18 protein-coding genes are annotated in these 26771 nt (G+C 66.7%); 5 read left to right on the top strand and 13 right to left on the bottom strand.

Annotated features, from left to right (window positions below):
• Nucleotide 1: 1 nt before the first annotated feature.
• The 5 genes from ACODS5_RS16910 to cpaB are packed head-to-tail and all read right to left on the bottom strand — an operon-like array spanning nucleotide 2 to nucleotide 5509.
• A complete protein-coding gene (locus ACODS5_RS16910; RefSeq protein WP_489109216.1) occupies nucleotides 2-883 on the bottom strand; it encodes a type II secretion system F family protein in 882 nt (293 codons plus the stop codon).
• On the bottom strand, nucleotides 880-2136 hold the full coding sequence (locus tag ACODS5_RS16905; protein ID WP_489109215.1) for a TadA family conjugal transfer-associated ATPase: 1257 nt from the start codon (nucleotides 2134-2136) through the stop codon (nucleotides 880-882). The genes ACODS5_RS16910 and ACODS5_RS16905 overlap by 4 nt, the downstream gene beginning before the upstream one ends.
• The gene (locus tag ACODS5_RS16900) at nucleotides 2133-3323 is read right to left on the bottom strand and encodes a CpaE/TadZ family protein (protein WP_134692482.1); all 1191 of its coding nucleotides are present in this window, start codon (nucleotides 3321-3323) and stop codon (nucleotides 2133-2135) included. Before ACODS5_RS16900 ends, ACODS5_RS16905 begins: the two co-directional genes overlap by 4 nt.
• Nucleotides 3320-4543, bottom strand: coding sequence for a type II and III secretion system protein family protein (locus ACODS5_RS16895; RefSeq protein ID WP_489109214.1), 1224 nt, complete (start codon nucleotides 4541-4543; stop codon nucleotides 3320-3322). The genes ACODS5_RS16900 and ACODS5_RS16895 overlap by 4 nt, the downstream gene beginning before the upstream one ends.
• Before the next feature lie 18 nt (nucleotides 4544-4561).
• On the bottom strand, nucleotides 4562-5509 hold the full coding sequence (gene cpaB / locus ACODS5_RS16890; RefSeq protein ID WP_489109213.1) for a Flp pilus assembly protein CpaB: 948 nt from the start codon (nucleotides 5507-5509) through the stop codon (nucleotides 4562-4564).
• Between the two features lie 290 nt (nucleotides 5510-5799).
• On the opposite strand from cpaB, the gene ACODS5_RS16885 reads away from it, so the two are divergent.
• Nucleotides 5800-5985, top strand: a complete 186-nt coding sequence (locus tag ACODS5_RS16885) for a Flp family type IVb pilin (RefSeq protein ID WP_489109212.1) — start codon at nucleotides 5800-5802, stop codon at nucleotides 5983-5985.
• Nucleotides 5986-6032: 47 nt separating this feature from the next.
• A complete protein-coding gene (locus tag ACODS5_RS16880) occupies nucleotides 6033-6440 on the top strand; it encodes a response regulator (RefSeq protein WP_489109211.1) in 408 nt (135 codons plus the stop codon).
• 44 nt (nucleotides 6441-6484) lie between these two features.
• Here the strand turns inward: ACODS5_RS16880 and ACODS5_RS16875 are convergent, their stop codons facing one another.
• From ACODS5_RS16875 to pbpC, 3 genes are all read right to left on the bottom strand, one after another.
• A complete protein-coding gene (locus ACODS5_RS16875; protein WP_489109210.1) occupies nucleotides 6485-8155 on the bottom strand; it encodes a ShlB/FhaC/HecB family hemolysin secretion/activation protein in 1671 nt (556 codons plus the stop codon).
• Between the two features lie 85 nt (nucleotides 8156-8240).
• Nucleotides 8241-9788: a collagen-like triple helix repeat-containing protein gene (locus ACODS5_RS16870; protein WP_489109209.1), complete on the bottom strand. Its 1548-nt coding sequence runs from the start codon at nucleotides 9786-9788 to the stop codon at nucleotides 8241-8243.
• A gap of 282 nt (nucleotides 9789-10070) precedes the next feature.
• Complete coding sequence (pbpC, locus tag ACODS5_RS16865; RefSeq protein WP_489109208.1) at nucleotides 10071-12404, bottom strand: peptidoglycan glycosyltransferase PbpC; 2334 nt, start codon at nucleotides 12402-12404, stop codon at nucleotides 10071-10073.
• A gap of 68 nt (nucleotides 12405-12472) precedes the next feature.
• Here pbpC and ACODS5_RS16860 point away from each other — a divergent pair, with 68 nt between their 5' ends.
• On the top strand, nucleotides 12473-12766 hold the full coding sequence (locus tag ACODS5_RS16860) for a hypothetical protein (protein WP_134692498.1): 294 nt from the start codon (nucleotides 12473-12475) through the stop codon (nucleotides 12764-12766).
• A 137-nt stretch (nucleotides 12767-12903) separates the two neighbouring features.
• On the opposite strand, the gene ACODS5_RS16855 is transcribed toward ACODS5_RS16860, so the two are convergent.
• The gene (locus ACODS5_RS16855; RefSeq protein WP_489109207.1) at nucleotides 12904-17808 is read right to left on the bottom strand and encodes an alpha-2-macroglobulin; all 4905 of its coding nucleotides are present in this window, start codon (nucleotides 17806-17808) and stop codon (nucleotides 12904-12906) included.
• Nucleotides 17809-17998: 190 nt separating this feature from the next.
• Between ACODS5_RS16855 and ACODS5_RS16850 the strand changes: the two genes are divergently transcribed.
• Nucleotides 17999-19336 carry an MATE family efflux transporter gene (locus ACODS5_RS16850; RefSeq protein ID WP_134692502.1) on the top strand — a complete coding sequence of 446 codons (1338 nt, stop codon included), beginning with the start codon at nucleotides 17999-18001 and terminating at the stop codon, nucleotides 19334-19336.
• Nucleotides 19337-19364: 28 nt separating this feature from the next.
• Here ACODS5_RS16850 and speA read toward each other — a convergent pair whose 3' ends face one another.
• From speA to ACODS5_RS16830, 4 genes are all read right to left on the bottom strand, one after another.
• A complete protein-coding gene (gene speA / locus ACODS5_RS16845; RefSeq protein ID WP_489109206.1) occupies nucleotides 19365-21278 on the bottom strand; it encodes an arginine decarboxylase in 1914 nt (637 codons plus the stop codon).
• Nucleotides 21279-21430: 152 nt separating this feature from the next.
• Complete coding sequence (locus ACODS5_RS16840; RefSeq protein WP_023631654.1) at nucleotides 21431-21802, bottom strand: translation initiation factor Sui1; 372 nt, start codon at nucleotides 21800-21802, stop codon at nucleotides 21431-21433.
• A 272-nt stretch (nucleotides 21803-22074) separates the two neighbouring features.
• On the bottom strand, nucleotides 22075-22611 hold the full coding sequence (locus ACODS5_RS16835; RefSeq protein ID WP_489109205.1) for an NUDIX hydrolase: 537 nt from the start codon (nucleotides 22609-22611) through the stop codon (nucleotides 22075-22077).
• A gap of 1 nt (nucleotide 22612) precedes the next feature.
• The gene (locus ACODS5_RS16830; RefSeq protein WP_134692510.1) at nucleotides 22613-23680 is read right to left on the bottom strand and encodes a DUF2333 family protein; all 1068 of its coding nucleotides are present in this window, start codon (nucleotides 23678-23680) and stop codon (nucleotides 22613-22615) included.
• A gap of 250 nt (nucleotides 23681-23930) precedes the next feature.
• Here ACODS5_RS16830 and ACODS5_RS16825 point away from each other — a divergent pair, with 250 nt between their 5' ends.
• The gene (locus ACODS5_RS16825) at nucleotides 23931-25547 is read left to right on the top strand and encodes a diguanylate cyclase (RefSeq protein WP_134692512.1); all 1617 of its coding nucleotides are present in this window, start codon (nucleotides 23931-23933) and stop codon (nucleotides 25545-25547) included.
• The last annotated feature ends 1224 nt before the right edge of the window (nucleotides 25548-26771 follow it).

The following is a 26771-nucleotide window of genomic DNA, read 5'->3' as shown; positions in this document are numbered from 1 at the left end:
GTCACAAACTCCTCATCATGCGCCATAGCACCAGGCAGCCAACCGCCTGCAAGGCAAAGGCGAACAGCAGCATCATCTGCCCGTGACTGTCGCGCCACATGGCCAGTAAATAGCCGGGGTTGGCGATCAGGAAGTAACCGACCATGGTCAGCGGCAGCGCGCCAAGGATCCACGCGGTGATCCGCGTTTCACCGGTCATCGCGCGCAGTTGGCGGTCGCCCTGCTCGTGCTCGCGAATCAACTTGATCAGGTTCTCCAGCAGTTCGCTGGCGTTACCGCCATGGCGCTGGTTGATGCGCAGCCCCAGGGCGAACATGCGCAGCTCGGCCTGGCCATACAGTTCGGCCAGTTCGCTGACTGCGTCCTCCAGCGGCACGCCCAACTGCACGTTGCGCCGTACTCGCAGCATCGCCGAACGCAGCGGCTCGCGCGTGCTGTCGACGCCACCCAGTACCGCTTCGCTAAGGGTGCGCCCGGCCTTGAGGCTGCGCACGCTGTAGTCGAGCAGCCCCGGCAGTTGCTGAATGATTCGCTGCAGGCGATGGCGGCAGCGCCAGCTCAGGTAGAAATGCCCGAGCAATGGCAGGCCCAACAGCGTCATCAATGCCGCCACCCAGCCGGCGACCAGGCCTGCCAGCAGCGTCAACACCAGCCAGGCCGCCAGCCACGGACGCGGCGAGAAGTCGGCATGCGCCAAGCCCGCGCGTTGCAACAGCGGATCGAGCCAGTCGCGCCGGGCATTGGCATTACGCACTGCGCGATAGGCCCGGCCAAGGCGCTGGAGGATGCGCTCCTCGCCACGCTTGTACAGGCCCAGACGCAACAGCAGCAGCGCCATGCCCAGCAGCAACGGCGACAACGCCAGCAGCAGCGGCCCCATCACAACACCCCCTCGTGGCGCAGCTTGCTGCCCGCCGGGTTCGGCGCCTCGCGCAAAAAGCCGTCGCCGCTGCGCCGGTCGAGACGGAACAAGGTATTGGTGACATATACGTCGTCGCGCACGCCTACCACTTCCAGCACCTCGCTCACGCAGCGCCGGCCATCGGCCAGGCGAGTCAGCTGGATCACCACGTCCAAGGCCGCGCAGATCATCTGCCGCAAGGTCTTCTCGGCAACCTGGCGCCCCGTCAGGCCGACCAGGGTCTCCAGGCGCAGCAAGGCATCCTGGGCGTTGTTGGCATGCACGGTGCTCATCGACCCGTCGTGGCCGGTGTTCATCGCGGTCATCACATCGAGCACCTCGGCGCCGCGAATCTCGCCGAGGATGATGCGGTCGGGGCGCATGCGCAGGGCATTGCGGATCAGCTCGCTGGCCTTGATCTCGCCATGGCCCTCGGCATTCGGCGGGCGGGTCTCCAGGCGCACCACGTGGGGGTGGTGCAGTTGCAGTTCGGCCACGTCCTCGATGGTCACCAGGCGTTCCTGGGGCGCGATCATCTGGCTGAGGATGTTCAGCAGCGTGGTCTTGCCGGTGCCGGTGCCGCCGCTGACCAGGATATTGCAACGTCGGGCCACGGCCCGTTCGAGAAAGTCGTAGATGGCCTGGTCGATGGCCCGCGTGGCCAGCAGGTCGGCGCTCTTGAGCATGTCCTGGCGGAACTTGCGGATCGACAGGCACGGCCCGTCCAGCGCCACCGGTGGAATGATCGCGTTGACCCGGCTGCCGTCGGGCATGCGCGCGTCGACCATCGGCGACGACTCGTCCAGGCGCCGGCCCAGCGGCGCGAGGATGCGCTGCATCACCCGCTCGACATGGTGCGCATCGATGAAGCGCAGGTCGGTCTGCTGCAACAAACCGGCGCGCTCGACGAACACCCGGTACGGGCCGTTGACCAGGATCTCGGTGACGCTCGGGTCGCGCAGCAGCACTTCCAGCGGCCCGTAGCCGGTCAACTCGTCGACGATCTCCTCGGCCAGACGCTCCATCTCGTAGCGCGAAAGCGCCAGGCGCAGCCGGGCGACATAGTCGCCGACCTGTTCGAGGACGAACTGTGCCAGTGCCGGGCGCGGGCCTTCGAGCAGGTTGCGGCCGCTGTCCTCGATGGCGTCGATGACGTGCCGATGCAAGGCGCGCTTGAGCACCTGCGGATCGCTTGCGGCATGGCGCGGTCCGCCAAAGGGTTCTTCGAGGCTCATCGGTTGCCCCACAGCCGGCGCAACCAGGCATGGGCCGGCGGCGCCAGGTTTTCCGAGCGACGCGCCAGGCGCTCACCGAGGCCGCGCAAGGCCTGGGTCAGGCTTTCGCGCGGGGCCAGCTCGAACAGGCTCAGGCCCTGGTTCTTGGCGTTCAGACGCACCTCCGGGCTATGCGGCATGACATTGAGCAACGGCAAGCCGTAGCGCTTGGCCAAGGTCTCGGCATCCGGCGCCACCTGGCGCAGGTAGCGGTCGACCAGCAAGCTGGCGTGCTCGAGCTTGATCCCGCGATCACGCCACTGCTCGAGCAGGTCGAGGTTGCGCCGGCAATCGAGGATGTTCTGGTCGGTGTACAGGATCAGCTTGTCGCAGTGGCTGACGATGGTGCGCAACGCCTCGCTGTCGCCCTGTCCGGTGAGGTTCACGACGATGTGCTGGAAGTGCTGGCGCAGGGCGCCGAGCAGCATGTACACCTCGGCGGCGCTGGTCTGGCCGAGGGCATCGTCGTTGTCGGCATAGGCGAGGATGCGCAGGCCGCCCTTGTCGCGGCTGAAGGCGCTGTCGATCAGGGTCGCGTCAAGGCGGCGCAAGTGGCGCAAGGCATCGCCGAAATGGAACGAGGCCTCCAGCCCCAGCAGTGCCAGGCTGTCGCCACGGGGCAGGCCAAGGTCGAGCAACAGGGTTTGCTGGCCGCTGTCCTGCACCACCCGCGCCAGATGAGTGGTGAGCAACGCGCCATCGGCGCCGTGCTGGGCGCCATACAGCACGCTCAGGCCCCCCAGGTTGGGGTTGCTGGCCACCGTCGGCAGGCGCTTGCCCAGGCGCCGCACCAGGCCGGCCACCTCGCTGGCGCGCGAGCCGTAGGCGACGAAGTCGCGGGCACCGGCACGCATGGCATGCAGCACCAGTTGGTTATCCATGCCATCGCCAAGGGCGACGATCGCCAGCATTGGCTTGGCCTCTAGCAGGCCCTCGATCAGCGCGCACTGGCCGATCAACTGCTCGCGGTCCAGGCCGATGAACACCAGGTTGCTGAAAGTCATGTCGACCAAGGCCAGCAATTCGTCGAGGCCTGGGCTGCTGGCGCCGATCACCTGGCCAAGCGGCGCCAGGGCGCCCTGCAACCAGTGCAGGTCTTCCTCGTTGCGGGTCAGGGCCAGGTAGGTGTGATTCAGGCTTTCGCTCATTGGGACAACCCGCCACGGCCTTCGAAGTTGCCGTTTTCCATGAAGAACAGGCGACCCCAGCTAGGGTCGTAGGTACGCAGGCGCTCGCCGGGCAACTCGGGCAGGCGCGCGTTGGCGGCCAGCGGCTGGACCAGATGCGGGGTCACGATCATCAGCAGTTCGGTCTCCTCGCGGTTGAGCGCCGACTGACGGAAGAACGCGCCGATGATCGGTAAATTGCCCAGCCCCGGCATCTTGTCCACGCCCGAACGCACGTTGCTGGTGATCAGGCCGCTGATGATGAAGCTCTCGCCATCGGCCAGAGAAATGCTGGTATCGGTGCGCCGCACGCTCAACCCCGGCACCCGGGTGCCGGCGATGACCACCGCGTTGTTGTAATCGAGCTCACTGACCTCGGGGGCCACCTTCAGGGTGATGCGGTCACGGCTGACCACCGTGGGGGTCAGCGCCAGGCGCACGCCGAACTCCTTGTACTCGATCGACACGTTGTCGCTGCCGCTGCTGGGCACCGGAATGGGAATCTCGCCACCGGCCAGGAAGCTTGCGGTCAAGCCGCTGAGCACGGTGAGGCTGGGGCGTGCCAGGGTGTAGGCGAAGCCGCTGTTCTCCAAGGCGTTGATCATCGCCATGAAGCGCCCATTGTTGCCGCCCAGGACGATGTTGAAGACATTGTCGTTCAGCCCCACGCCGGGCAGGTCGGTCGGACGTACCGTGGCCCCGGGCACCGTGCCGGGCGCACCGACCAGGCTATTGGAGCCCTTGAAGAACAACCGCGCGCCGGCCTCCTTGTACTTGAGCCGGCGCACCTCGACGAAGCGGATGTCAGCCTGCACCTGCACCGGCAAATCGGCTTGCGCCGACGGTAGTTGCGCGGTCTCGGTCATGTCGGCGCTGGCCCGGCCTTTGACGAACAGCATGGCGCGGTGCGGCTGCGCGACGCAGTCGGTCCACAGCATCAGGCTGGTGCTGCCTTGGGCCACCGCCGTCAGCAGCACCGCGCGCTCGCCGCTGGGCTGCACATCGGCGACCTTCGGCTCACCCACCGCGGCACGGGTGATCGCCACTGGCAAGCGCAGCTCCTGCTGCAAGCCCTGGTCCAGCTCGATCACCGACGGCAACTGGCCAAAGGCCGCACAGCCGCTGGCCGCCTGCGCGAAAGGTGCCAGCATGGCCAGGCCGAGCAGCCAGGCACAGGGAAGAACACGCAAAGAACTACGCATGGATCGCATCCTTGCCGGTCAGGGAGTCTTGTTGTTATCGCCGCTCTGCGCGCCACGAATGATCTGCATGGCCGGCGCGCCGGCAGCAGCCATCGCGGCGGAACTGGCCGCGGGCACCTGGGACAATTGGCTGAAGCGGTAGAGCTCGCGCTTGGCGCTGTCCAGCTGCGGGCTGGCGGCCTGGCCGGACCAGTACGCCGCCAAGCGCTGTTCATCGGCGCTGCGCACCGCCAGGCGCAAGGTGCCGGCCTGGGCCGCCAGCATCAGGCGGCTGGCCAGGGCCTCGGGCACCGCCAGGCCGACCGTGCGGGTGGCGTTGCTGTTCAGCGACTGCTGGTCGCGACGGGCCTTCTGTTCCTCGGCAGTCTGTGCCGGCCGGCCATCGTTGGCCAACCCGGTCTGCTGGTCGACGCTGAGCACACGCAAGGCCGGCAGCACCACCTGGGCGGAGGACTGCGGGTTGTTGTTCTCTTCACGCAGGAACAGCAGCACATCGACGAAGTCACCTGGGCGTAGCTGGCCGCCGGCGCCAATCACGTCATCCACGGCCACCGCCACCGCGCGCTCATGGGGGCGAATCATCCGCGCCAACGGGCCACCGGCCTGGAAGCTCGATTCATCCAGCCAACTCCCTGCCGAAAGCGGCCGCGTACTGCTGCGCCCAAGCACCTGATCTAAGCGCTGGAAGGCCCCGGCAGGCACCACTTGCAGTCGGTCTACCAGTACATCCTCTTCGGTCAGCGGGATATTGGCCGGTACCGCCCGGCGCACAACGACAATAGGCGAACGCGCAGGCTCGGGGGGCGCGGCAGCTACCACCGGGGCTGGAACGGCGGCCTCGCTGGGGGCCACGGCCGGCGCGGGCGGCAACTCGCTCGGGCGGCTCAGGCGCAGGCCCCAATAACCGGCGAGCAAGGCTGCCAGGAGGAACAGGCCGGCGAGGATCAGGGTCAGGCGACTACTCATTTGCGCTCTCCCTCCATGCCCGCAGCCAATGATGGCAAAAGGAAACTATTTCGCTATTGGACGGTAGCTGAGCCGTAATCTTTCGCCATTACCTGTGCCGTTTTTTTCGAGCCATGAAATTGACGCGCTGCCAAAACAGGCACTTGGATTGCCTGATCCGCACCAATACTTTCGAGTTATCACCTTCTTACATTTGCAGCCTGCCACGGCTTGGCGATGCTCTGATGGCAAAGGGGTATCACTCAACAAGCCCCGATTACCGGCGCCCAACGAGCGCGAGGAGAAATGCCATGCTGCTGCTTCAGAAGCTGTTCATCCATTGCAAGGTCTTCCTGCAGAGCAAGGAAGGCGCATCCGGCATCGAGTACGCCGTGATCGCTGCCATGGTGGCGGTGGTGCTGGCCGGTTTCGTCGACCCCATCTCCGCCCAGGTCAAAACGATCATGGACACCATCCAGGACGCGATCACCCCCTGATCAGCTGAAGCCAGCATGACCTGCAGTCCCCTGAACAGGAGCCGACCATGCCCACCTCTTCCTTGCGACAACAGATCCTGCTGGTAGACGACGAGGAAGAGGCGTTGCTGGAGCTGGCCGAGTTGCTGGAGAACGAAGGGTTCAATTGCCACACGGCCGCCTCGGTGAAAGCGGCCCTGCAGCAACTGACCCGACACCCGGACGTGGCGCTGGTTATCACCGACTTGCGCATGCCAGAGGAAAGCGGCATCGGCCTGGTTCGGCGCTTGCGCGAGCACACCGCACGCCAGCACCTGCCCGTGATCGTGATGTCCGGGCATGCCGACATGGACGATGTCAGCGACCTGCTGCGCTTGCAGGTGCTGGACCTGTTTCGCAAACCGATCTATCACGCGCGCCTGCTGGAAACGCTGGACAATCTGTTCCCCAAGCCGTTGATGCAGGTCGTTAAATAGCTGTGACTACACTAGGCCGCTCCCACAAAGAAGTGCGTAGCCTTCTACAACTGATAACTGAAACTCAGGTTCAACCGTGGTCGTCGGTTGAGGCTGTCCAAGGCGATATCCGACATCGGCTTGGCCACCTCCACCGCGACGTTGTAATAGCGCGCATCGCCAAAGCGCAGCCCCAGGGCCGCCGATGACATTTTCGCCTTCCGTACCTCGAGCTCATTGAACCAGGCCCGCGCTGCATCCAGCGCGATATAGGGCTGCACGACCTTGAGCCAGGCGCCCTCGCGCTTGAAGCTGTAGTTGACCTCGTAGGCCAGCCCCCAACCCTTGTCGCCGGAGCCCTGGTCGCTGGGGTAGCCGCGCCCGAAGTTCTGCCCGCCAAACACCGCGCGCTCACTGTCGGGCAGGCTGTCGTTGCTCCAGTAACCCGCCGCCGAGATCACGCCTTGCCAGTGGTCGCCAAAATCGTCGCTCTGCACCCCGGACAAGCGCAGGCGCAGGAAGTCCAGGTCATAGTCAGCGTTGCTCCGCGCACCGAAGTAGTCCAACCCCTGGTACACACCGGCGCTGATGATCCGCAGCCGCCGCGCCTCGGCCTTGCGCCAGTCGCCCTCGAAGGACAGCGCGCGCAGGTCGGTGCGGCTGTCCAACCGCAGTGGAAAACCCACGACCTGGTAGTCGATGCGGTCGTTGACCACGTAGAAGCGCCCCACCACCTCCAGCCATTCGCTGGGCGAAGCAATCAGCGACTGGCTGAGCCCGACCGAATAGCGTTCGTTCTCCCGGTGCTGGGTCAGGTCGATGCCGTTGTCCAGGCGGATGCGCGCCTTGGGATCGCTGCGATAGCGCGAAGCCGACAGCAGCAGGCGCGAGCCCTCGGCGTCGAGGAACTGACTGTAGTCGAGGCGGTAGTAGTGTTCCTTGTCTTCGCCGGGCGGCAGCAGCACGCTGGCACCCAATTGCTCGCCGAAACGGCTCTGCGCATTGCTACTGGCGCCGAGCAACGCCTGCAGGTCGTCGCGGCTGCCATCGTTGAGGTTCATGCTGGTGGTGAACGGCTGGCGTGAAACCTGGGCGACCAGCCGGGTCGCGCCATCGGTGGTGCCGGGCGGCGGCACCTGGGCCTGGAAAGTCACGCCGGGGATGCGCCCGGCCAGGCTGGTGTAGCGCTCGAAGCTCTGCCGGCTCAGCGGGCGTTCGGCCTTGAGCTTGTCGAGCAACTGCTCGAGATAAGCCCGTGCCCCACCGATCTCGCCGTCGATCTGGACATCGCGGATATAGCCTTCCACCAGCACCACGCGCACCCGGCCATCGGCGAAGTCCTGGGGCGGCAAGTAGGCATAGGACAGCAGGTAGCCATCCTGCTGGTAGCGCTGGGTGAGGCGGCGGGTGACGTCGATCAGTTCGGCCAGGGCAACCTCGCGGCCAATCAGCGGCTGGTAATGCTCGCGCAGCTCGCTCAGCGGATACACCGTCCCCCCTTCGAAGCGCACCTTGCGTACCGCGACCCGGGTGCTCATCAACAAGGGCTGCTGGGCGCTCGGCTGCGTCTGCGGCAGTTGCGCGGCGCCAGCGCCTGGGCGATAGGCGTCCAACGGCAGGTTGGGGGTGGGCAGGCGGCGTTCGGTGTCGTTGCTGTTGAGGAAACTCGGCAGCGGTTCGGCGCCGGCCAGGCCGGCCCAGCTCAGCGCCAACATCGTCACCAGCAATAGACGCATCGGGACACTCCATGATCCTGTGTTGGCAACGGTGCCTGGACGACCCTGCCGCCCAGGCACCTCACCTAGAGCGTAGCCCGTCGCCTCAGCGTTGCCCGCCAGCCAGGGCGCCGGTCACGCCCTTGAGTGCGCCGCCCAGCCCGCTGGGTTGCCCTGCGCCGCCATTGACCAGGCTGCCGGCCTGGCCGAGCGTGCCACCAACGGCAGTGACCGTGGTGCCGAGCTGACTCACCACAGGATTGGCCGATGCGCCGGCCAGTTGCGTGCCGAGCGTGCCGACAGCGCCGCCGACCTGATTCAACAACCCCGCCACCGGGGCGCCTGCACCGGTACTGGTGCCGACCTGCTGCGTCACGCTGGCCACCCCGGAAACCACCGGCGCCAGCCCCGTGCCCACTTGCTGGGTCACGGCGGCCAGCGGCACCCCGGCCGCGGTGTTGGTCAGACCATTGCCGCCCAGCACTGTTCCCAGGCTGGCGACGGTGTTGCCGGCTTGTACCGTGCTGGTGCTGATGGCCGCCACCGCCGGATTGCCGGTGCTGCTGGCCAGGCCGCTACCGGCACCGGCCACCACGCCGCCGACGGTTTCCAGCAAGCCGCTGCGTGGGCCGCCGGTAATGGGCGCCAGACCGCTGCTGGTGCTGACGGTGGTGCCGGCATTGGCGACCAGCTGGCCGACGCTGGCCGCCAACGGATTGCCGTTGCCGGCGACCTGCTGGCCAGCCTGGGTCAATGCCCCGCCCACCTGGTTGAGGGTCTGGTTCAGCGGTGCCGCGAGCCCGGTCTGGCGGGTGGCATTCGCTGCCGTGTTCTCCACCAGCGAGACCACCGGCACCACCGCGTCGCTCAGCCCTTGGCTGGTGCCCGCCAACGGGCCACTGCTGCCGATTGGCGTCAGGGTGTCGCCCAGCATGGTCACCGCCTGGCCGACCCGGTCGACGCCCTGCCCGGCGCCCGCGACCACCTGGTTGACCAGCGGCACCTGCTCGACCGGCCCGCTGCTGGCTAGCCCGGCCACGCCCTGGCCCAGGCCGGAGACACCGGTGCCCAGGTCCGCCGTGGCGGCACCGAGCACGCCCACCGTGGTGCCGACGGCATTGTTGCCTGTGCCCAGTTGTCCGAGACCATCGCTCAGGCCGCTGCCGACGCTGTTCACGGCAGCGCCGGTGGACGACACCAGCGCGCCCACCCCAGCGCCCAACGAGGTGCTGCCAACGATGGGCAAGCCGCCAATCAGCTGGCCCAGGTTACTGACACCGTCACCGACACCGGAGACGGTATTGCCCAGTTGATCGACCACCTGGCCAGTGACCAGCGGCGGGGTGGTAGACCCACCGCCCGTACCGCCGCCGCCACCACCCGGTGTGGTGCCACCACCTGTCCCACCGCCGGGCGTGGCTCCGCCTGCTGTGCCACCACCGCTACCGGCACTCCCATCACCGGGTGTGGTGCCGCCTGTACCTCCCGAACCGCCTGAGCCATCGCCACTGCCACCGGCCGCCGCAGTGCCATCGGCAGACGAGCCGTCGACCTCGCTGTGGTGTCCACCGCCGCCACTGCTGCAACCTGCCAGGCCCAGCGCCATGATCATCGCCAGCGCCGTGGCGGTTCTGCTCCACGCTTGAGTGTTCATGGGAATGACTCCTGCTGCTCGTGTGGTTGGGTCGACGGCATCGTCGCCCTACGTTCAGCAGTGAAGGCCCGAGGGTTGTAAAGGGGTAGCTCACAAGTTGGTATTAGTACCCAGGTTAGGGCTCCAGACACGGCGAAAAGCGCAGTAGTTTCATAACCTTGCAAAATCGCTCGGGCAACGCTCACCAAGGATATAAACCCATGTCATTAGTACCGCGTCAGGCCTGGGAGCCCCGCCTTGCTGGCGAACACCGGCAACGCCGGTGTCCGGCCCAGCAGCGCCCTACTCGCTGACCTGGAACTCCACCCGCGCCGTTTCGCCGCTGACATCCAGGGCACTGAGCTCGATCCGCCCGGCTTGCTCGAAGCGCACCAGCAGGCTGTCCTGCCCCTGGGTCTCGCCCAACGGCTGGCCATTGACGAACCACCAGCGCTGGCCACCACCGCCCAAGGCCGAAACCCGCAATTGCAACGGCTCGCTGCTGGTCGCCGGGCGGCGCAGGTTGTCGCCGGGGCGCACACCGACAATCGACAACGGCGGCGCGCTGGGCGCCACATGCGGCGGGCAGCTTGGGTCCAGCGCCGGCAAGCGCGCGGCACGCCGCTCCAGGCGCGGCAGCCAGGGCTCCAGCGCTGCTGGCCACAGGGCGATATCGCGGGCTTTGGCGCCGGGGCAACCGGCGTCTACACGCAGCCCCTGCTCGTTGAGCCACACCGTTTCGCGCAGGCCCAAGCCCAACGGCTGGTCGGCCGCCGGCAAGGTCGGCGGGGTGGTGTTGTCGAGGGTCCAGGCAAAACGCTGCCGCCGGCAGTTGTCGTCCTGGCGGTTCATGGGCTGGCCCAGCGGCCAACAGATCGCCGCCACCCCCACCGAGGCCGGTACCGCCGCCACCGGCACCTCGATGCCGCGCTGGCTGTCGCGGTTGCTGAGCAGGTCGTGCACCTGCAGCATCAGCGGCGCCGCCGAGGCCAGGCCGAACTGGCCTGGCACCGGGGTGCCGTCGGGGCGACCGATCCACACGCCAATCAGGTAGCGCGGACCGACGCCCACCGACCAGGCATCGCGAAAGCCATAGCTGGTGCCGGTCTTCCATGCCAGTTGCGGGCGCTGCACCAGCTCGGCATTGGGGTCACGGTCCGGGCGGGCCAGGCCGCTGAGGATGCGCCGGGTGATCCACGCCGAGCCCGGCGACAGCAGGCGGCGCTCGAGCAACGGGTCCTGGGGTTGCAGGCGGATCTTCGCGCTGTGTCCACCCCGGGCGAACGCGGCGTAGCCGCCGACCAGGTCTTCCAGGCGGCTGCCCGCGCCGCCGAGGATCAACGACAGGTTCGGTTCGGCCAGCGGCGGCAACAGCAACGGCATGCCACCCATGCGCATCTGCGCGGCGAAGCGCTTGGGCCCGTAGGCCTCGAGCAGTTGCACCGCCGGCAGGTTGAGCGACAACGCCAGCGCCGAACTGGCCGACACCGGGCCACTGAAGCCCATGGAGAAGTTGCCGGGGCGATAGTCGCCGTAGCGCCGCGGCACATCCTGCAACAGCGACTCGGAATGGATCAGGCCATCGTCCATGGCCATGGCGTAGAGGAACGGCTTGAGGGTCGAGCCGGGCGAGCGCAGGGCATGGATCATGTCCACGTGGCCGAAACGGCGTTGATCGCCGAGGTCGATCGAGCCCAAGTAGGCGCGCACCGCCATGCTCTGGGTTTCCACCACCAACAGTGCCGCCGAGGTGCGCTCGGGCAGGCGCGCGCGCCAGCCCAGCAGCAGGTCCTCAAGGCGCCGTTGCAGGGCAGCATCGATGGTGGTGCGAATCAGCGGCGGGCTGCTCGCAGTGTTCAGCCGCCGCGCCAGCAACGGCGCCAGTGCCGGCTCCTGGCGCGGTGCCAGCAACAAAGGTTCTTCACGGGCTTCGGCGATGCGCTGGCTCGGCCATACCTGGTACTCGGCCAGGCGCTGCAGCACCTTGTCGCGGGCCCGTTGGGCACGCGCGGGATGGCGGTCCGGGCGCAGCCGGCTGGGCGCCTGGGGCAGTACGGCGAGCAACGCCGCCTCGGCCGGGGTCAGGTGCCTGGGTGACTTGCCCAGGTATGCCCAGCTGGCCGCCGCCACCCCCTGCAACGTGCCGCCGAACGGCGCGCGGTTGAGGTACAGCTGGAGGATCTCGCGCTTGGACTGGTGCCATTCCAGCTGCGCCGTGCGCCACAGCTGGCGCAGCTTGCCCGGCAGCGTGCGGTCGTGCGGCTCGAGCAAGCGCGCCACCTGCATCGACAACGTGCTGCCACCGGACACCACCCGCCCGCCACGCAGGTTGAGCCAGGCTGCCCGGGCCAGGGCCATGGGGTTGACCCCGGGGTGCTGATAGAACCAGCGGTCCTCGTAGGCGAGCAAGGCCTCCAGGTACAGCGGCGAGACTTCGTCTGGGCTGACCGGATAGCGCCACACGCCGTCGGCATCGGCGAAGCGCCACAACGGCGTGCCGTCCTCGGCCAGGACCACCCGTGCCAGGTCGTCGCCGGGCATCGGCAACGGCCACAAGCGATCGGCCAGCCATACCAGAGCCAGGATCGCCAACAGCGCAATCGCCACACGGCGCAGTGGGCGCGCTAAGCTTGGCATCGGGAACCGAGCGGGCCAGGTGATGGCCAAAGGCTGGATATCACCGATTCGTTCATCAGGAAGCGACTATGCATGTAGAAGGTTTTTTCGAGTGGCTGGGACAGGCGCTGGGGGCGGTGATCCGTTTCATCGTCGATGGCTTGAGCGGGTTGTTCAACCTGCTGGCCAACGCCGGTGGCAATTTCATCGACGGCCTGGCGCGCACGCTGGGCATGGACACCTCGCTGGTCAGCATCCTTGCGCTCATCGTTGGCCTGATGCTGCTGTACTCGGCGGTCCGCGCGTTCATGCGGGCATCGATCATCCTCGGGATCATCTGGGCGCTGCTGGGCTTGTGGGTGTTGAGCTGGGTGGTGCATTGAAAGCTCTGTAGGAGCGGCCTTGCGTCGCGATAGGGCCGCGCAGCGGCCCCGCAAATTTCTGCGTCGACGCTGATACCCCGGGGCTGCTTTGCAGCCCTATCGCGACACAAGGCCGCTCCTACAAAAGGCACATGAACTCAGCGAGCGCGCACCACCATTTCACCTTGGCTTTCGCCAATCGCCTGCAGGTTGGGCCGGTACATCGACTCCACCTGCGGCGGCGGAATGCGATAGCTGCCCGGGGTCACCGCGCGTGCCAGGTACAGCAGGTGGGTAGTGCCGTAGCTGTCGAGCTTGAGTGCGGCCACATAGCGGTCGTCGCGGTACTCCTGGTGCACCACGCTGGCGTTCTGCATCGACTCGCGCCACTGCTTCACCGCGCTGCTGGCGTTGTCCAGGCTGGCCGCGCTCTGCGCCAGATTCTGGTTCTCCAGCTCCAGGCCCGCCGGCAGCAGGTCCACCACCAGGGCGTCCGGCACAGGGGCCTGGGCCTTGAGCGCCAGGTGCACCAGCACCAGGTCGCCACTGCGCAGGTTGCGCACATCCAGGGCCTGGCCGTTCATGCCCAGGTACTCGCGGCGGATCTCCATGCCGTTGCCAGCGGCGGCCGGGGCCTGGCGCGGGTAGCCGGATAAGGTTAGCTGCTGGTACAGGGTCTCGCTGCTTTCGTTCTGCACGGTCAACGGCGCGGCCAACAGTGGGCCTTCGAGCTTCATGCCGGTATCGCCGTTGTTGAATTCACGCACTTCGCCGGCGCTGTCCAGGCGCGCCTTCCAGTTGCCTTCCGGCTTGCCCAGCAGGCCACGGCCGGCGAGGAACAGCGCGTTGCGTTCCTGGGTCGACAGCCAGCGGTTGGCCGCCAGTTCATCGGACAAGGCGAACAGGCGCTGGTCGACCTGGTTGCCGGCCAGGTTGTTCTCCTGCAACAGCGCCAGGATCAGCGCCTGGTCGCGTAGCGCGCTGCCGTAGTCGGCCATCCAGCCCTTGCCGCGGCTGACCGCGAGGCCTGCCTGCAGGGCCTGCTGCGAGCGGGTCTTGTCGCCCATCTTGTCCAGCGCTACCGCCAGTTGCACCAGCGGTAGGCCGGAGCGGGCGTCGGCGCGGCGTTCGAACAGGCTGCGCAGGGCACCCAGCGGCGCCTGTTGGCTGCGCGCCAGCACCAGCCCGGCATAGGCCTGCACGGCGAAGCGGGTATGCTCGGCGTTGTCGCTGTAGTCGACCTCGATCAGGTTGCGTTCCTGCACGTAGCGCAGCAAGCGCTCGCTGGCCTTCTTCACGACTTCGGCCGGTACACCGTAGCCCTGCTCACGGGCACGCAGCAGGAAGTCGGTGACATAGGCGCTCAGCCAGTACTCTTCCTCGCTGTCCGAGCTCCACAGGCCGAAGCTGCCGTTGTAGCGCTGCATGCCCAGCAGGTGCTCGATGCCCATCTCGATCTTGCGCTTGCGCACCTCGGCCGGTTCGCCCTTGATGCCCAGGCGTTTGAGGCTGTCGGCATCGGCGTACAGCGATGGGTACAAACCGCTGGTGGTCTGTTCCAGGCAGCCGTAGGGATAGGCCTCGAGGGCACGAATTTGCTCGGCGAGGTTCAGTGGCGGGCGGCTCGACAGCGCCAGGCTGGCCTCGAGGCCGGCCGGCTCGAACTCGGCCAGGTCGCTGTCCGGCAGGCTCCAGGGCTGGTCCTTCAGGGCCACGCGATAGTGCTTGAGCATGGCCGGATAGGCCGGGCGCACGCCCAAGGTCCATTCACGTTCGAAGGCAGTGCCCGGCTCGCCCGGCAGTTGCAAGCCATCGACCCGTACCCGCACCTTGCCCTGGCCCAGGCCGCCCTGGGCCAGCACCGGGATCAGCAAGGTGCTGCGCTGACCCTCGGCCAGGGTGACATTCTGCTGCGCGCCACCGACCAGGCTCAGCTGGCCTTCGCCAGCCAGTTGCACGCTCAGTTGCTGGGCGCGCCCGGACAGGTTGGCCAGGTCCAGCGCCAGGTTGGTGCGGTCGCCACCGGCAAGGAAGCGCGGCGCCGACAGCTCGGCGATCAACGGCGCGGCAACCACCGTCTTGCCCTCGGCCATGCCGAAGTGTTCCTCGGTCCAGGCCTGGGCCATCAGCCGCAGTTCGCCGTTGAAGTCGGGGATCTCGACTGTGGCTTGCCCTTGACCCTGGTCATCCAGGGTCACCGGCACGCTCTGCTGGGCGACGATGGTCACCGTGGTGTTGGGGCGCTTGCCACCCTTGGCCATGGCGGCATCGCCGCCGAACGCCAGGCTGGCCAGGCGCCCCTGCCCGGCTTCGATCAGTTGCCCGTAGATGTCCAGTTGGTCAGCGCCATAGGCCTTGCGCCCGAACAGGCTGGCGAACGGGTCGGGGGTCTTGAAGTCGGTGATATTGAGGATGCCCACGTCCACGGCGGACAGCAGCACGTGGATCTGCTTGGGCACGCTGCCATCGGCGTTGGCGGCCTTGAGCTTCACCGTCAGCGGCTGCTTGGGACGCATCTTCTCCGGCGCCTGCAAGGTCACGGCGAGCTTGCGCTCGGCGCGGTTCAGCGGCAGGTGCAGCACGCCCACGGCGCGCTTGGGCGTGGCATTGGCCTTGCGCTCGCCCGGGCGAATCACCAGGGCGCTGATGTACAGGTCGTGACGTTTCCACTTCTTGTCCAGTTCGACCTCGAAGGTCTTGCCCTCGGCGGGCACCTCGATCTCCTGCCACCACAGCGGGCCATCGGCGGACTCGACCATCAGGTAGCCCGTGCCGGCGGCCGGCGGGGTGACGGTGACCTTGGCGGTGGCACCGTCGGCGTAGGCCGGTTTGTCCAGGGCGATCTTCACCTGGTCGGGGCGCACGGCGCCGCCCTCGGCGTTGTCCTGGGCGCGGTAGCCGGCCCAGAAGCGCGCGCTGGAAACCAGTCCGGTCTGCGGATCTTCCACCTCGACGCGGTACGGGCCCCACTCGACCTGGAAGCTCAGCTTGGCGGTGGAGCCGGCCTTCACGCTGATGGTTTCTTCAGCCTGGGTGAGAAACTTCTCGTTGTAGTTGTAGCTCCAGCCGTCGCCCTGCGAGTAGTTCCAGTAGTAGTCGCGGCGCTCGCGGATCAGCCGTACCTTCAGGTTGTCGGCGGCGAGCTTCTTGCCGTTGCGGTCGGCGACCAGGAACTCGAACTGCACCGGAGCGTCACTGTCGGTTTCCTCGCCGTCGAACAGGCCGCGCAGGCCTGGCAGACGGTCGGCAGGCCAGATCGGCTGTTCCAGGCGGCGGGTGATTGGCCGGCCACCGGACTCCTGCAGGCTGGCCTGCACGGTCAGTTGCAAAGGCGAACGGGCTTCGCTCCAGCGGCTCTCGATATCGATGCGCGCCTTGCCGTTCTGGTCGAGGGTGATTTCGTCGAGTTCCAGGTCCTGGTTCAGCTCGGTCTCGGTGACCGCGCCGAACTGGTAACCCGGCAGCGCCGGCACCGCTTCGCGCAGCGGACGCAGGTAAGCCTGGCCGCTGAGGCGATTGCCGGCGGCCGGCGCGCCATAGAGGTAGCGGCCATTGACCTGGATGCTGGCGGTCTGTTCCGGCGTCAGCGGCGCGGCGCTGCCCTTGAGCTCCAGCGCCAGGCGCTCGGGGAGGAAGTCCTCGACGAGGAATTCGTAGACCTGTTTGCGACCCCCGCCCAACTCGAGCAGCAGTTGCCAGCGGCCGGTCGGGGCCTCAGTGGCCAGTTGCAACTGGTATTGGAACAGGCCGTTCTGGTCGGCTTCCCAGACGAACTTGCGGCTGACCTGCTCGTCCGGGCGGCGTACTTCCACGGTCACCGGCTGGGCCTTGACCGGCTTGCCGTCCTGGTCGCGCAGCAGGCCGTTGAGCAGCACCGTCTCGCCCGGGCGATACAGGTCACGCGGGCCGAAGATGAAGAACTGCAAAGGGTTGGCCTGCGGCCCGGTGATGTCGAACTCGGCCAGGTCCAGGGCCGCGGTGTTCAGGCGCAGCAGGGTGGTGTGCACGCCCTGGGTGGCGATCAGGGTGTCGGCCTTGGCGGTGATCGGCAACTGCGCGTGGCCGTCGCCGTCGGTCTTGGCCTGGGCCAGCAGCTTGCCCTTGTCGTCATGCAGCTCGAGGTTGACACCGTTGAGCGCCTTGCCGCCCTCGAGGGCCTGCGTGAACACATCGAGGCGGTCGCGGTAGCGGTGGGCGGACACGCCGATATCGCTGAGGGTGAACAGGGTCGCCGGCTGCGAGTAGTCATAGGTGCCGGATGCACGCATCACCGCCAGGTAGACACCCGGCTCTTGCAAAGGCTTGATCCCGGCGATCGGCAGCAGCACGGTCTCGCGGGTGTTGCGCGCCGGGTTGAGGTCGAAGCGGCCGCTGTAGACCAGCTCGGCCATGTCCAGGGTTTCCCTGGACTGGTAGTAGTACAGGCTGGCGTTGCGGCCCCAGTTGACCAGGAAGGTCGAGAGCATCTCGGGCTTGACCCGGAAGAACTCGACATCGACCTTATCGACGTTCAGGGCGATCACCGGCAGGCCTTCGGCCAGGCGCGTGGGTAGCAACGAGCCGCGGCTGGCAAAGCCCACGGTAGGTTGCATGTCACGGGTTTCGAAGCGGCTGACCGATTCGGCCGCGAGCGTGTTGCCGTTGACCGACAGCAGGCCCTTGTCGATGGTCAGGACCATCTTGCGCTGCGGTTCGAGGTGGCGCAGGCGCAGTTCCATCTGGTTGTCGGAGAGTTCCCAGGCGCCATCGACCTTGCCCTTGACGGTATCGACCAGGTGCAGCCTGGCGGCGAAGTCCTGGTTGGCATCCAGCGGCGCGGAGACGCTGACCGACAGGGTGCTGGCTCCGTCGAGCTGGACTTCCGAGACATCCAGCACGGTCAGCTCGCGACCGGCGTAGCGCTTGGCGAGCACGGCGGGGTCTTCGCGCTTGGCGGTCTTGGTTTCGGCGGGCGCGACGGCAGTGGCGGCGTCGGCCGGCGCCGCTGGCTTGTCCGGCGTGGAGGAATCACAGGCACTGAGCAAGGCCAGCGCGCAGGCCAGCAACAATCCTTTGTTGAGCATTTGAGTGGGAACTCTTCGGCAGCGTGTACATGAGGAGGGGCAACTATAGCGCAACCGCTGCTGGCTTACCTGGCGATGCGCGGCAAGTGAGACCCTGTTCGCGCGGATTGGTTGCCGGGTCGGTACAATCGTTTTGCAATCGCGGGGCAAGCCCGCTCCCACGCCCCACGATCACCCTGCTGGAGCCTGCATGTCGTCACTGTCCACCGCCTGGCGCGACCGCCTCACCCACCGCAAGGTCTGGGCCCTGGCCGCGCCGATGATCCTGTCCAACATCTCGGTGCCACTGGTGGCGCTGGTCGACAGCACGGTGATCGGCCACTTGCCCCATGCCCACCAACTGGGCGCGGTGGCGGTGGGCGCCACGCTGTTCACCTTCATGGTCGGGCTGCTGGGTTTCCTGCGCATGGGTTCCACCGGCTTTGCCGCCCAGGCCGCCGGCCGCGCCGATGGCGCCGCGCTGCGCCAGGTGCTGGCCCAGGGGCTGCTACTGGCGTTCGGCCTGGCCGTGCTGATCGGCCTGCTCGCCCTGCCCTTCAGCCAGCTCGCCCTGCACGCCATGCAGCCGAGCGAGGCGCTGCAGGCATCGACCGAAGCCTTTTTCCACACCCGCCTGCTCGGCCTGCCGGCGGCGCTGGCCAGCTATGCCCTGGTCGGCTGGTTCCTCGGCACCCAGAACGCCCGGGCGCCGCTGGCCATCCTGTTGACCACCAACCTGTTGAACATTGCCTTGAACCTGTGGTTCGTGCTCGGTCTGGATTGGGGCGTGGTCGGTTCGGCGCGGGCCTCGGTGATCGCCGAATGGAGCGCCGCGCTGCTCGGCCTGGCCCTCACCCGTCCGGCGCTGCGCGCCTACCCCGGGCATGCCGCCTGGGCCGCGCTCAAGCGCTGGCAGGCCTGGCGCCCGCTGCTGGCGGTCAACCGCGATATCTTCCTGCGCAGCCTGGCGCTGCAACTGGTGTTCCTGCTGCTGACCGTGCAAGGCGCGCGCCTGGGCGAGGCCACGGTGGCGGCCAACGCCCTGCTGCTCAATGGCCTGCTGCTCACCGCCTATGCCCTCGACGGCCTGGCCCATGCGGTCGAGGCCCTGTGCGGCCATGCCATCGGCGCCCGCGATCGCCAGTCGTTGCGGCGTACATTAGTGGTGGCCTGTGGCTGGTCGCTGATCGTAAGCCTGGGGTTCGCGGTGCTGTTCGTGCTGGGCGGGCACGTATTCATCGATATGCAGACCGACATCGCCAGCGTGCGCGCGGCGGCGTATCCCTTCCTGCCTTACCTGGCGCTGCTGCCGTTGGTGGCGGTATGGAGCTACCTGCTCGATGGGCTGTTCATCGGCGCGACGCGGGCGCGGGAGATGCGCAATGCGATGCTGGTGTCGGTGGTGATCGCGTTGCCTGTGGCGGTTGTCATGCGTGGGTTCGGCAACCATGGGTTGTGGTTGGCGTTTCTGGGGTTCATGGCGTTGCGGGCGGGGACGCTGGGATGGGTCGGGTGGCGGTTGCAGCAGCGAGATCGTTGGGTTCGGTGAAGCAGGGGCCGCAAAGCGGCCCCGGGGATTACGAAGACAGGTACGAAGACCGAGTCAACCCAAGGCGCAACGCATCCAGGTACTGCGTACGCTCGCGCGCGCTGATCTTGGCGCTGGCGACCTTGTCGCGGTAGTGGGTCATCAACTCCTCCGGCGACAGGTGCACGTAACGCAGCATGTCCTCGATGGTGTCGTGGGTCTCGATACCGGCGTGGTACACGCTGCCATCGGCGTTCTGGTAGATGTTCACCGAGTCGGTGTCGCCGAACAGGTTGTGCATGTCGCCGAGGATTTCCTGGTAGGCGCCGACCAGGAACACACCCAGCAGGTAGTCCTCGCCTTCCTTGACCGCATGCACCGGCATGCTGGTCTCGATGCTCTGCTCGTCGACGTACTGGTTGATCTTGCCGTCGGAGTCGCAGGTCAGGTCCTGCAGCACTGCCCGACGCATCGGTTCTTCGTCCAGGCGGTGCAGCGGGATGATCGGCAGCACCTGGCCGATGGCCCAGGTGTCCGGCAGGCTCTGGAACACCGAGAAGTTGCAGATGTACTTGTCGGCCAGCTTGTCGTTGAGCTCGTCCAGCACCTGGCGGTGCGAGCGCTGGCGGGCCTTCAGCGAGTTATGCAGGCGCCGGCACACGGCGAAGTAGCACTGCTCGGCCAGGGCCTTCTCGGCCAGGGTCAGCTTGCCGTCGGCATACTGCGCGGCCACGTCGCCCATGTAGTGGGTGGCGCGCCAGTAGGTCTCGGTGACCATCTCGATATCGGTCGGGCCGAGCAGGTCGGCCAGCCACTGCACGGTCTCGGGCAGGCTTTCCTTGTTTTCGATGGTCGGCACTTCGTCGTTGTGGCTCTCGACGTCGGTCACCTGGATCACCAGCATGGCATGGTGCGCGGTCAACGAGCGGCCACTCTCGGAGAAGATGTGCGGGTGCGGCAGGCCCTGCGCATCGCAGAACTCCTTGAGCATCCCAACCACCACACCGGCGTAGTCGTCCATGTCGTAGTTGATCGAGCTGGCATTGCGCGAGTGGGTACCGTCGTAGTCCACGCCCAGGCCGCCGCCGACGTCGATATGGTCGACCGGCAGGCCCAGGGCGCGCAGCTCGCCGTAGTAACGGATGGCTTCCTTGAACCCGTGCTGGTAGTCGGCCAGGTTGGCGATCTGCGAGCCCATGTGGAAGTGCAGCAGGCGGATGCCCTGGTCCAGGCCCGCGTCACGGAAGCGCTGCACCACCGAGATCAGCTGGGCGGCGGACAAGCCGAACTTGGACTTCTCGCCCCCGGTGTCGGCCCATTTGCTCGAGGCCAGCGACGACAGGCGCACGCGCAGGCCCACCTGCGGCTTGACCTTGAGGTCCGCGGCTTCCTCGATCACCAGGGCGACTTCGGATTCCTTCTCGATGACGATGAACACATTGTGGCCGAGCTTCTGGCCCATCAGCGCCAGGCGAATGAACTCACGGTCCTTGTAGCCGTTGCAGACGATGGTGCCGCCTTTCGGCGCCAGCGCCAGCACCGCCAGCAGCTCGGGCTTGGAGCCGGCTTCCAGGCCGATGGAGACGTTCTGGGTGGCGATGATGTTCTCCACCACCGCCTCTTGCTGGTTGACCTTGATCGGGTACAGCGCGGTGTACTGGCTCTGGTATTCAAGGCGCGCGATGTTGGCGTCGAAGGCACCGGTCAGCTGGCGCACGCGGTCCTGCAGGATGTCCGGAAAACGCACCAGCAGCGGCAGCGACAGGCCGCTCTGGCGCAACTCCTGGACCTGCTCGAAGAGGTCGATCGGCGCGCTGGCCGGTCCGTTGGGGCGCACTTCGACGCGCCCGGCTTCATTGATGGCGAAATAACCCGCGCCCCAATGGCGGATGCCGTAAACACTGCGGCTATCGGCCACGGTCCATTGGCTACCATCGTCTTTGCGTGTGCGTCGTACGGACATTCAAGTCCCCTGTATGAAAAGTCGAAACACTGCCCCACCTCGGGGCGCTGGCAGTGTAAATACTGAAAATGACGATTCTTCCGTGTCAGGCATAGACCCTGCCCACGGGAACGAGTTTAGAAAGCGCTGGGCAAAAAATCGCGCGGCTACACTCAGCCGCCGGATTTCTTCGCCTTGAAACCCTGCTTGATCAGCTCGGCGAGCAGCAGCTCGACGTGATCGCCCTGGATTTCAATGACCCCATCCTTGAGCGCGCCGCCGGTGCCGCAACGACGCTTGAGCGTGCTGGCGAGCTCCTTGAGCGGTTCCAGGGCCAGGGGGACGCCCGTGATGGTGGTCACGGTCTTGCCGCCACGGCCTTTGCTTTCACGGCGCACGCGGGCAATGCCATCCCCCTCGGGGATGACCTGCTGCTTGCAGATACAGTCGTCCACCGGTTTGCTGCAGTCGGGACAGTGCCGACCGGCATCGGTGGAAAAGACGAGACCGCCCAGGGCGGAAAAGGAAGAAGCTTTCTTGGCCACTTTTGTTCCTCTGTGCCGAGGACAAAAAACTGGTCGGCGGGAGCCGACCGCGAAGCCCCACTCTGGCAGGGGCGGCGCTACTGCCGCAAGGTTGTGCGACATCCCGAAAAGGGCGCGCAGTGTAACGATAAAACCGGCGCTTGCTAAGTACAGGAATGCGCCAATTTACCAATGTTTTGCGACCTCGCGGCCATTGTTCGCCGGCAAGCCGGCTCCTACGGGGCCATCATGCGCCGTAGGAGCCGGCTTGCCGGCGAACAGGCCGGGCACCATCACCCATGGCTGGCCTTGTAGCGCTGCAACGCCGCCAACGAATCCGGGCAGTACGCAAGCTTCGCGCTCTCCTGCTCGGCCTGCTCCATGCTGATGAACCTGGCCTCGCTGACCTCTTCCGGCTGCAAGCACAACGGCCCGTCCCACACGGCCGAGAACACCGCGCACCACAGCCGGTTGTCGGGTTGCTCGAAGTAGAAGGTCTCGTGGAAACGCAGCTCGACGCCGCTCACGCCCAGCTCCTCCTCGAGCTCGCGGGCGGCGGAGGCGGCATAGCCTTCACCAACCCCGACCATCCCCCCCGCCGCCACATCCCAGTAACCGGGATACAGCGCCTTGCTCAGGGTGCGCCGGTGCACGCACAAGTCGCCCGCGCGGTTGAACAGCAGGATGAAGGTGCAGCGCCCGATCAGGCCGCGCTCGCGCAATTCGGCCCGTGGCAGGGCGCCGAGTGGTTGGTCATGCTCATCGACCCAGGCCACCAGCTCGGCGTCGGAGGCCGCGCGGTGCGCGACCTCGGCGGGACTGACCGGCATATCAGCCCTGGGACAGCAGCTGGCGCAGGTCGATGACCGCGGCGTTGGCCCGGGAGATGTAGTTGGCCATCACCAGCGAGTGGTTGGCCCACATGCCGAAGCCGCTGCCATTGAGCACCATCGGGCTCCACAGCGCTTCCTGCGAGGCTTCCAGCTCGCGGATGATCTGCCGCACGCTGACCGTGGCGTTCTTCTTCGCCAGCACGTCGGCGAAGTCCACCTCGATGGCGCGCAGCAGATGCGACAGCGCCCAGGCCTGGCCACGGGCCTCGTAGAACACGTTGTCGATCTGCAGCCATGGAGTCTCGACCACTTCCTCGTCGACCTGCGGCGCCTGGCCCGGGGCCACGGACTCGGTCTTGAGGGTGTTGTTCAGCTTGACCCGGCCGACGCTGGCCGACAGGCGCTGCGACAGCGAGCCCAGGCGAGTGGCGACGTCACCCAGCCAGTTGTTCAGGTTGTCGGCGCGAGTATAGAAGATCGCGCCCTGGTCGCCCTTGGCCAGGCGAGTCTGGTAGCGGGTCAGCGATTTGATGCCTTCTTCGAACTCCGACTCGCTCGAGGGCAGGATCCAGCTCTTGTTGTCGAAGTTGAAGCGCGGCTCGGCCTTGGCCAGGTCGGCGTCCTCGGTGGACTGCGACTGCGAACGGGCGAAGTCCTTGCGCAGGGCACGAGACAGGTCGCGCACCTGGACCAGCACGCCATACTCCCAGCTCGGCATGTTGTCCATCCACAGGCCCGGCGGGAAACGGTCGTTGGAAATATAGCCGCCAGGCTTGTCGAGCAGGGTGCTGGCGACGGTCTTGAGGGTCTCGACGGTGGTATAGCCAATCACCATCTGCTGGCCGTTGCGTTCGGCGGCGGCCTGGGCGTTGTTCTGCACCGGGAACAGCGCCGGCTCCTGGCTCCAGTACCAACCCAGGCCGATGCACACCAGCAGGTACAGGCCGATCAACGTACCCAGGGCACGGCTCCACAGGCCGCCCAGATAGCTGCGGGTGGCGGCGCCACGGGTGTCGACCCGCTCACGGGGTTCGGCCTTGGCCTCGCGGTTTTTCCAATCCAGCATGGCAATTGTCCTTGATCAATCACGACGGTTAGGGGCTTGGACCACAGGCGTACGCCAGGGTGCCACGGCAAGCCCGCGTGGCAGCACTATAAAGCAGACGTCGCCATTCGTATAAGCGACCATCAGGTCAGCAACTGAATAATAATTCCGTAAACACTTTGTTGACCCCAGGCACTCGCTTGCCAGAAAGCGGTGCTAGCATAGAGCCATCATCGAACCTGCACCCTCCCCCCTTATAAGTAGTCAGGACATGACCCAACCAGCCGAGCCCAGCCACGAACGCCTCAAGCAGCATTTTGCCCAGCGGGTGATCCACCAGGCCCGGCAGATCCTGGAAATCTGGCAGCGCCTGCAACGTGGCGAGTGGTCCAGCGGCGGCCTGGGCGAGCTGTGCGAGGCCAACCTGCGCCTGCAACGCTACGCCGAACGCTTCGAACAGCCCGAGCACGGCAGCCTGTCGCTGGCCATCGGCCAGACCCTGCGCGCCATCGAAGCCAACAGCGCGCGGCTCAACTCGGAGCTGATCAGCGAACTCAACCGCCTGATGCAGCGCCTGTCGCGCACCGGCCTGCGCAAGGGCGACCAGCTCGACAACGTGCCCCTGCCACCGCTGCGCAAGCCGGTGTACATCGTCCTGCAGGACCACGAGCGCGCCGAGCGCCTGGCCCAGCAGCTGGAGTTCTTTGGCCTGAGCGTGCAGGCGCTGTGCAGCGCCGAGGCGTTCCAGGCCTCGATGAGCGAACGCCTGCCGTCGGCCATAGTGATGGACGTCGACTTCACCGGCGCCGGCCTTGGCCTGCACTTGGCGGCCCAGGCCCAGCAGGGGCTGGAACTGCACATCCCGCTGCTGTTCTTCAGCCTCCACGAAACCGACACCCCGACCCGCCTGGCCGCCGTGCGCGCCGGCGGCCAGGAATTCCTCACCGGCGCCCTGGATGCTTCCAGCCTGCTGGAAAAACTCGAGCTGCTGACCAGCGCCACCCAGTACGAGCCGTTTCGCGTGCTGGTGATAGACGACTCCCGCGCCCAGGCCCTGCACACCGAGCGCCTGCTCAACAGCGCCGGGATCATTACCCGCACGCTCACCGAGCCGATCCGCACCATGAGCGAGCTGGCGGACTTCCAGCCCGACCTGATCATCCTCGACATGTACATGCCCGCCTGCACCGGCACGGAGCTGGCCAAGGTGATCCGCCACAACGACCGCTACGTCAGCGTGCCGATCATCTACCTGTCGGCCGAGGACGACCTGGACAAGCAGCTCGATGCCATGAGCGAAGGCGGCGACGACTTCCTCACCAAGCCGATCCGCGCCCGCCACCTGGTCACCACCGTGCGCAACCGCGCCGCCCGCGCCCGCCATCTCAAGGCGCGGATGGTCCGCGATAGCCTTACCGGGCTGTACAACCACACCCATATCCTGCAATTGCTCGAGGATTGCAGCTTCCGCGCCCGGCGCGAAGCGCAGCCATTGAGTTTCGCCATGCTCGATATTGACCACTTCAAGAAGATCAACGACCGCCATGGCCACCCCATGGGCGACCGGGTGATCAAGAGCCTGGCATTGTTCCTCAAGCAGCGCTTGCGCAAGACCGACTTCATCGGCCGCTACGGCGGCGAGGAGTTCGCCATCGTCATGCCCAATACCGGGCTTGCAGCCGCGCACAAGGTGCTCGACGAAATCCGCCGGCGCTTTGCCGAGATCCACTACCCGGCGCAACCCCATGACCTGCAATGCACCTTCAGCGCCGGGGTGGTGCAACTGGATGACGCGCTCGATGCCCTGACCATGGCCAGCGCCGCGGACGAGGCGCTCTACCGGGCCAAGCATGCCGGGCGCAATTGCGTGGTCAGGGTCGAGCCATGATCGCCGATCATCGCCCGCTCAAATGGAAAACTCGTAATCCACTAATTTAACTCGACCCTGTAGGAGCGGCCTTGTGTCGCGAAAGGGCGCTCCTACAGAGAGCAACCTTCAAACAATACCGGCACTGTGCCACTTTTTTATGGCGCCAAGCTGCCGTCGTCATCACGTCGTCACAAAACGGCAATAACTTCAGGCGCCTCCCCCCGCAGGAAGTTCGCGGCTATGCGCCTGAAGTGGCTGACCAATTTCAACACCCTGTTGCTGGTGACCGTGTGTATCGCCCTGGGCGCGACCCTGTGGTGGTCGCAACGCGCCCTGGAACGCCCCTACCAGTTGATGGAGCGCTACCTGGGCTTGTCGCAACAGTTCCAGAACGACACCGCGCGCAACGTCCAGGCATACCTGGCCAGCGGCGATGCCCTGCGCCATTCCGCGGCAGTGCAAGCCACCCAGCAGCTCCAGGGGGCATTGGCGGACTGGCCCGAGGACCTTTCGGCCAAGCTGCGCCCGAGCCTGGACAGCCTGCAGGCCTTCACCGGCAACGAACTGCTCGCCGCCGGCAAGCTGGCAGGCGACCCGCAAGCCCTGTTGCTGCAGGCCGAACGTGAATTGGGAGCGAACTTCGAACAGCTGTCGGCTTACGCCCGCGACAGCGGCAGCAGCGATGCCGCCCGCTACCTGGCGCCGCTGCTCGACGCCGCGGTGCACCTGGGTCGGCTGGCGCTGGCCCGTGACAAGCTGGTCAACAGCGGGCGCGCGGAACTGGCCGACGAAGTCGAGCGCGAGCTGCAACCGATCCGCGCCCAGGCCCAGGTGATCGACGCCCTACCCTTGCTGGGCGTGACCCGCGCCGCCGAGTCCAATGCCGACGACTTCGCCGCCATGATGGGCCTGCAATCCCAGGCCAGCGAGCAGCAGGAGGACGTCGCCGTCGGCCTCAAGCGCGAACTGCAGAGCCTGCTGGGCCGCTACCCCGCCGAACTGCAGCGCACCCGCGAGCAGATCGAGCGCCGCGCCGCCCTGGCCGCCAGCACCGGCGAGCGCCTGGAGGCCGTGCAACACGCCATCGCCGGCCTGGAGCCGCAGGTACGCGCCCAGCACGGCAAGATCGCCGCAGAGGTGCGCATCATGCAGGGCCTGATGATCGGCCTGATCCTGCTCATCGCCCTGCTCATCGACACCCTGCAACGGCGCCTGGCCCGCACCCTGACCGGCCTGGCGCCG

It is taken from the genome of Pseudomonas sp. FG47 (assembly GCF_057809115.1).
The sequence above is the reverse complement of the archived record's forward strand: the minus strand, read 5'-3'. Positions and strand labels throughout refer to the sequence as shown.

Bases quoted from the DNA above. Each gene is read 5' to 3' on its own strand.
- ACODS5_RS16905 (WP_489109215.1), bottom strand. From the start codon at position 2,136: ATGAGCCTCGAAGAACCCTTTGGCGGACCGCGCCATGCCGCAAGCGAT.
- ACODS5_RS16900 (WP_134692482.1), bottom strand. From the start codon at position 3,323: ATGAGCGAAAGCCTGAATCACACCTACCTGGCCCTGACCCGCAACGAG.
- ACODS5_RS16895 (WP_489109214.1), bottom strand. From the start codon at position 4,543: ATGCGTAGTTCTTTGCGTGTTCTTCCCTGTGCCTGGCTGCTCGGCCTG.
- cpaB (WP_489109213.1), bottom strand. From the start codon at position 5,509: ATGAGTAGTCGCCTGACCCTGATCCTCGCCGGCCTGTTCCTCCTGGCA.
- ACODS5_RS16885 (WP_489109212.1), top strand. From the start codon at position 5,800: ATGCTGCTGCTTCAGAAGCTGTTCATCCATTGCAAGGTCTTCCTGCAG.
- ACODS5_RS16880 (WP_489109211.1), top strand. From the start codon at position 6,033: ATGCCCACCTCTTCCTTGCGACAACAGATCCTGCTGGTAGACGACGAG.
- ACODS5_RS16875 (WP_489109210.1), bottom strand. From the start codon at position 8,155: ATGCGTCTATTGCTGGTGACGATGTTGGCGCTGAGCTGGGCCGGCCTG.
- ACODS5_RS16870 (WP_489109209.1), bottom strand. From the start codon at position 9,788: ATGAACACTCAAGCGTGGAGCAGAACCGCCACGGCGCTGGCGATGATC.
- pbpC (WP_489109208.1), bottom strand. From the start codon at position 12,404: ATGCCAAGCTTAGCGCGCCCACTGCGCCGTGTGGCGATTGCGCTGTTG.
- ACODS5_RS16860 (WP_134692498.1), top strand. From the start codon at position 12,473: ATGCATGTAGAAGGTTTTTTCGAGTGGCTGGGACAGGCGCTGGGGGCG.
- ACODS5_RS16855 (WP_489109207.1), bottom strand. From the start codon at position 17,808: ATGCTCAACAAAGGATTGTTGCTGGCCTGCGCGCTGGCCTTGCTCAGT.
- ACODS5_RS16850 (WP_134692502.1), top strand. From the start codon at position 17,999: ATGTCGTCACTGTCCACCGCCTGGCGCGACCGCCTCACCCACCGCAAG.
- speA (WP_489109206.1), bottom strand. From the start codon at position 21,278: ATGTCCGTACGACGCACACGCAAAGACGATGGTAGCCAATGGACCGTG.
- ACODS5_RS16835 (WP_489109205.1), bottom strand. From the start codon at position 22,611: ATGCCGGTCAGTCCCGCCGAGGTCGCGCACCGCGCGGCCTCCGACGCC.
- ACODS5_RS16830 (WP_134692510.1), bottom strand. From the start codon at position 23,680: ATGCTGGATTGGAAAAACCGCGAGGCCAAGGCCGAACCCCGTGAGCGG.
- ACODS5_RS16825 (WP_134692512.1), top strand. From the start codon at position 23,931: ATGACCCAACCAGCCGAGCCCAGCCACGAACGCCTCAAGCAGCATTTT.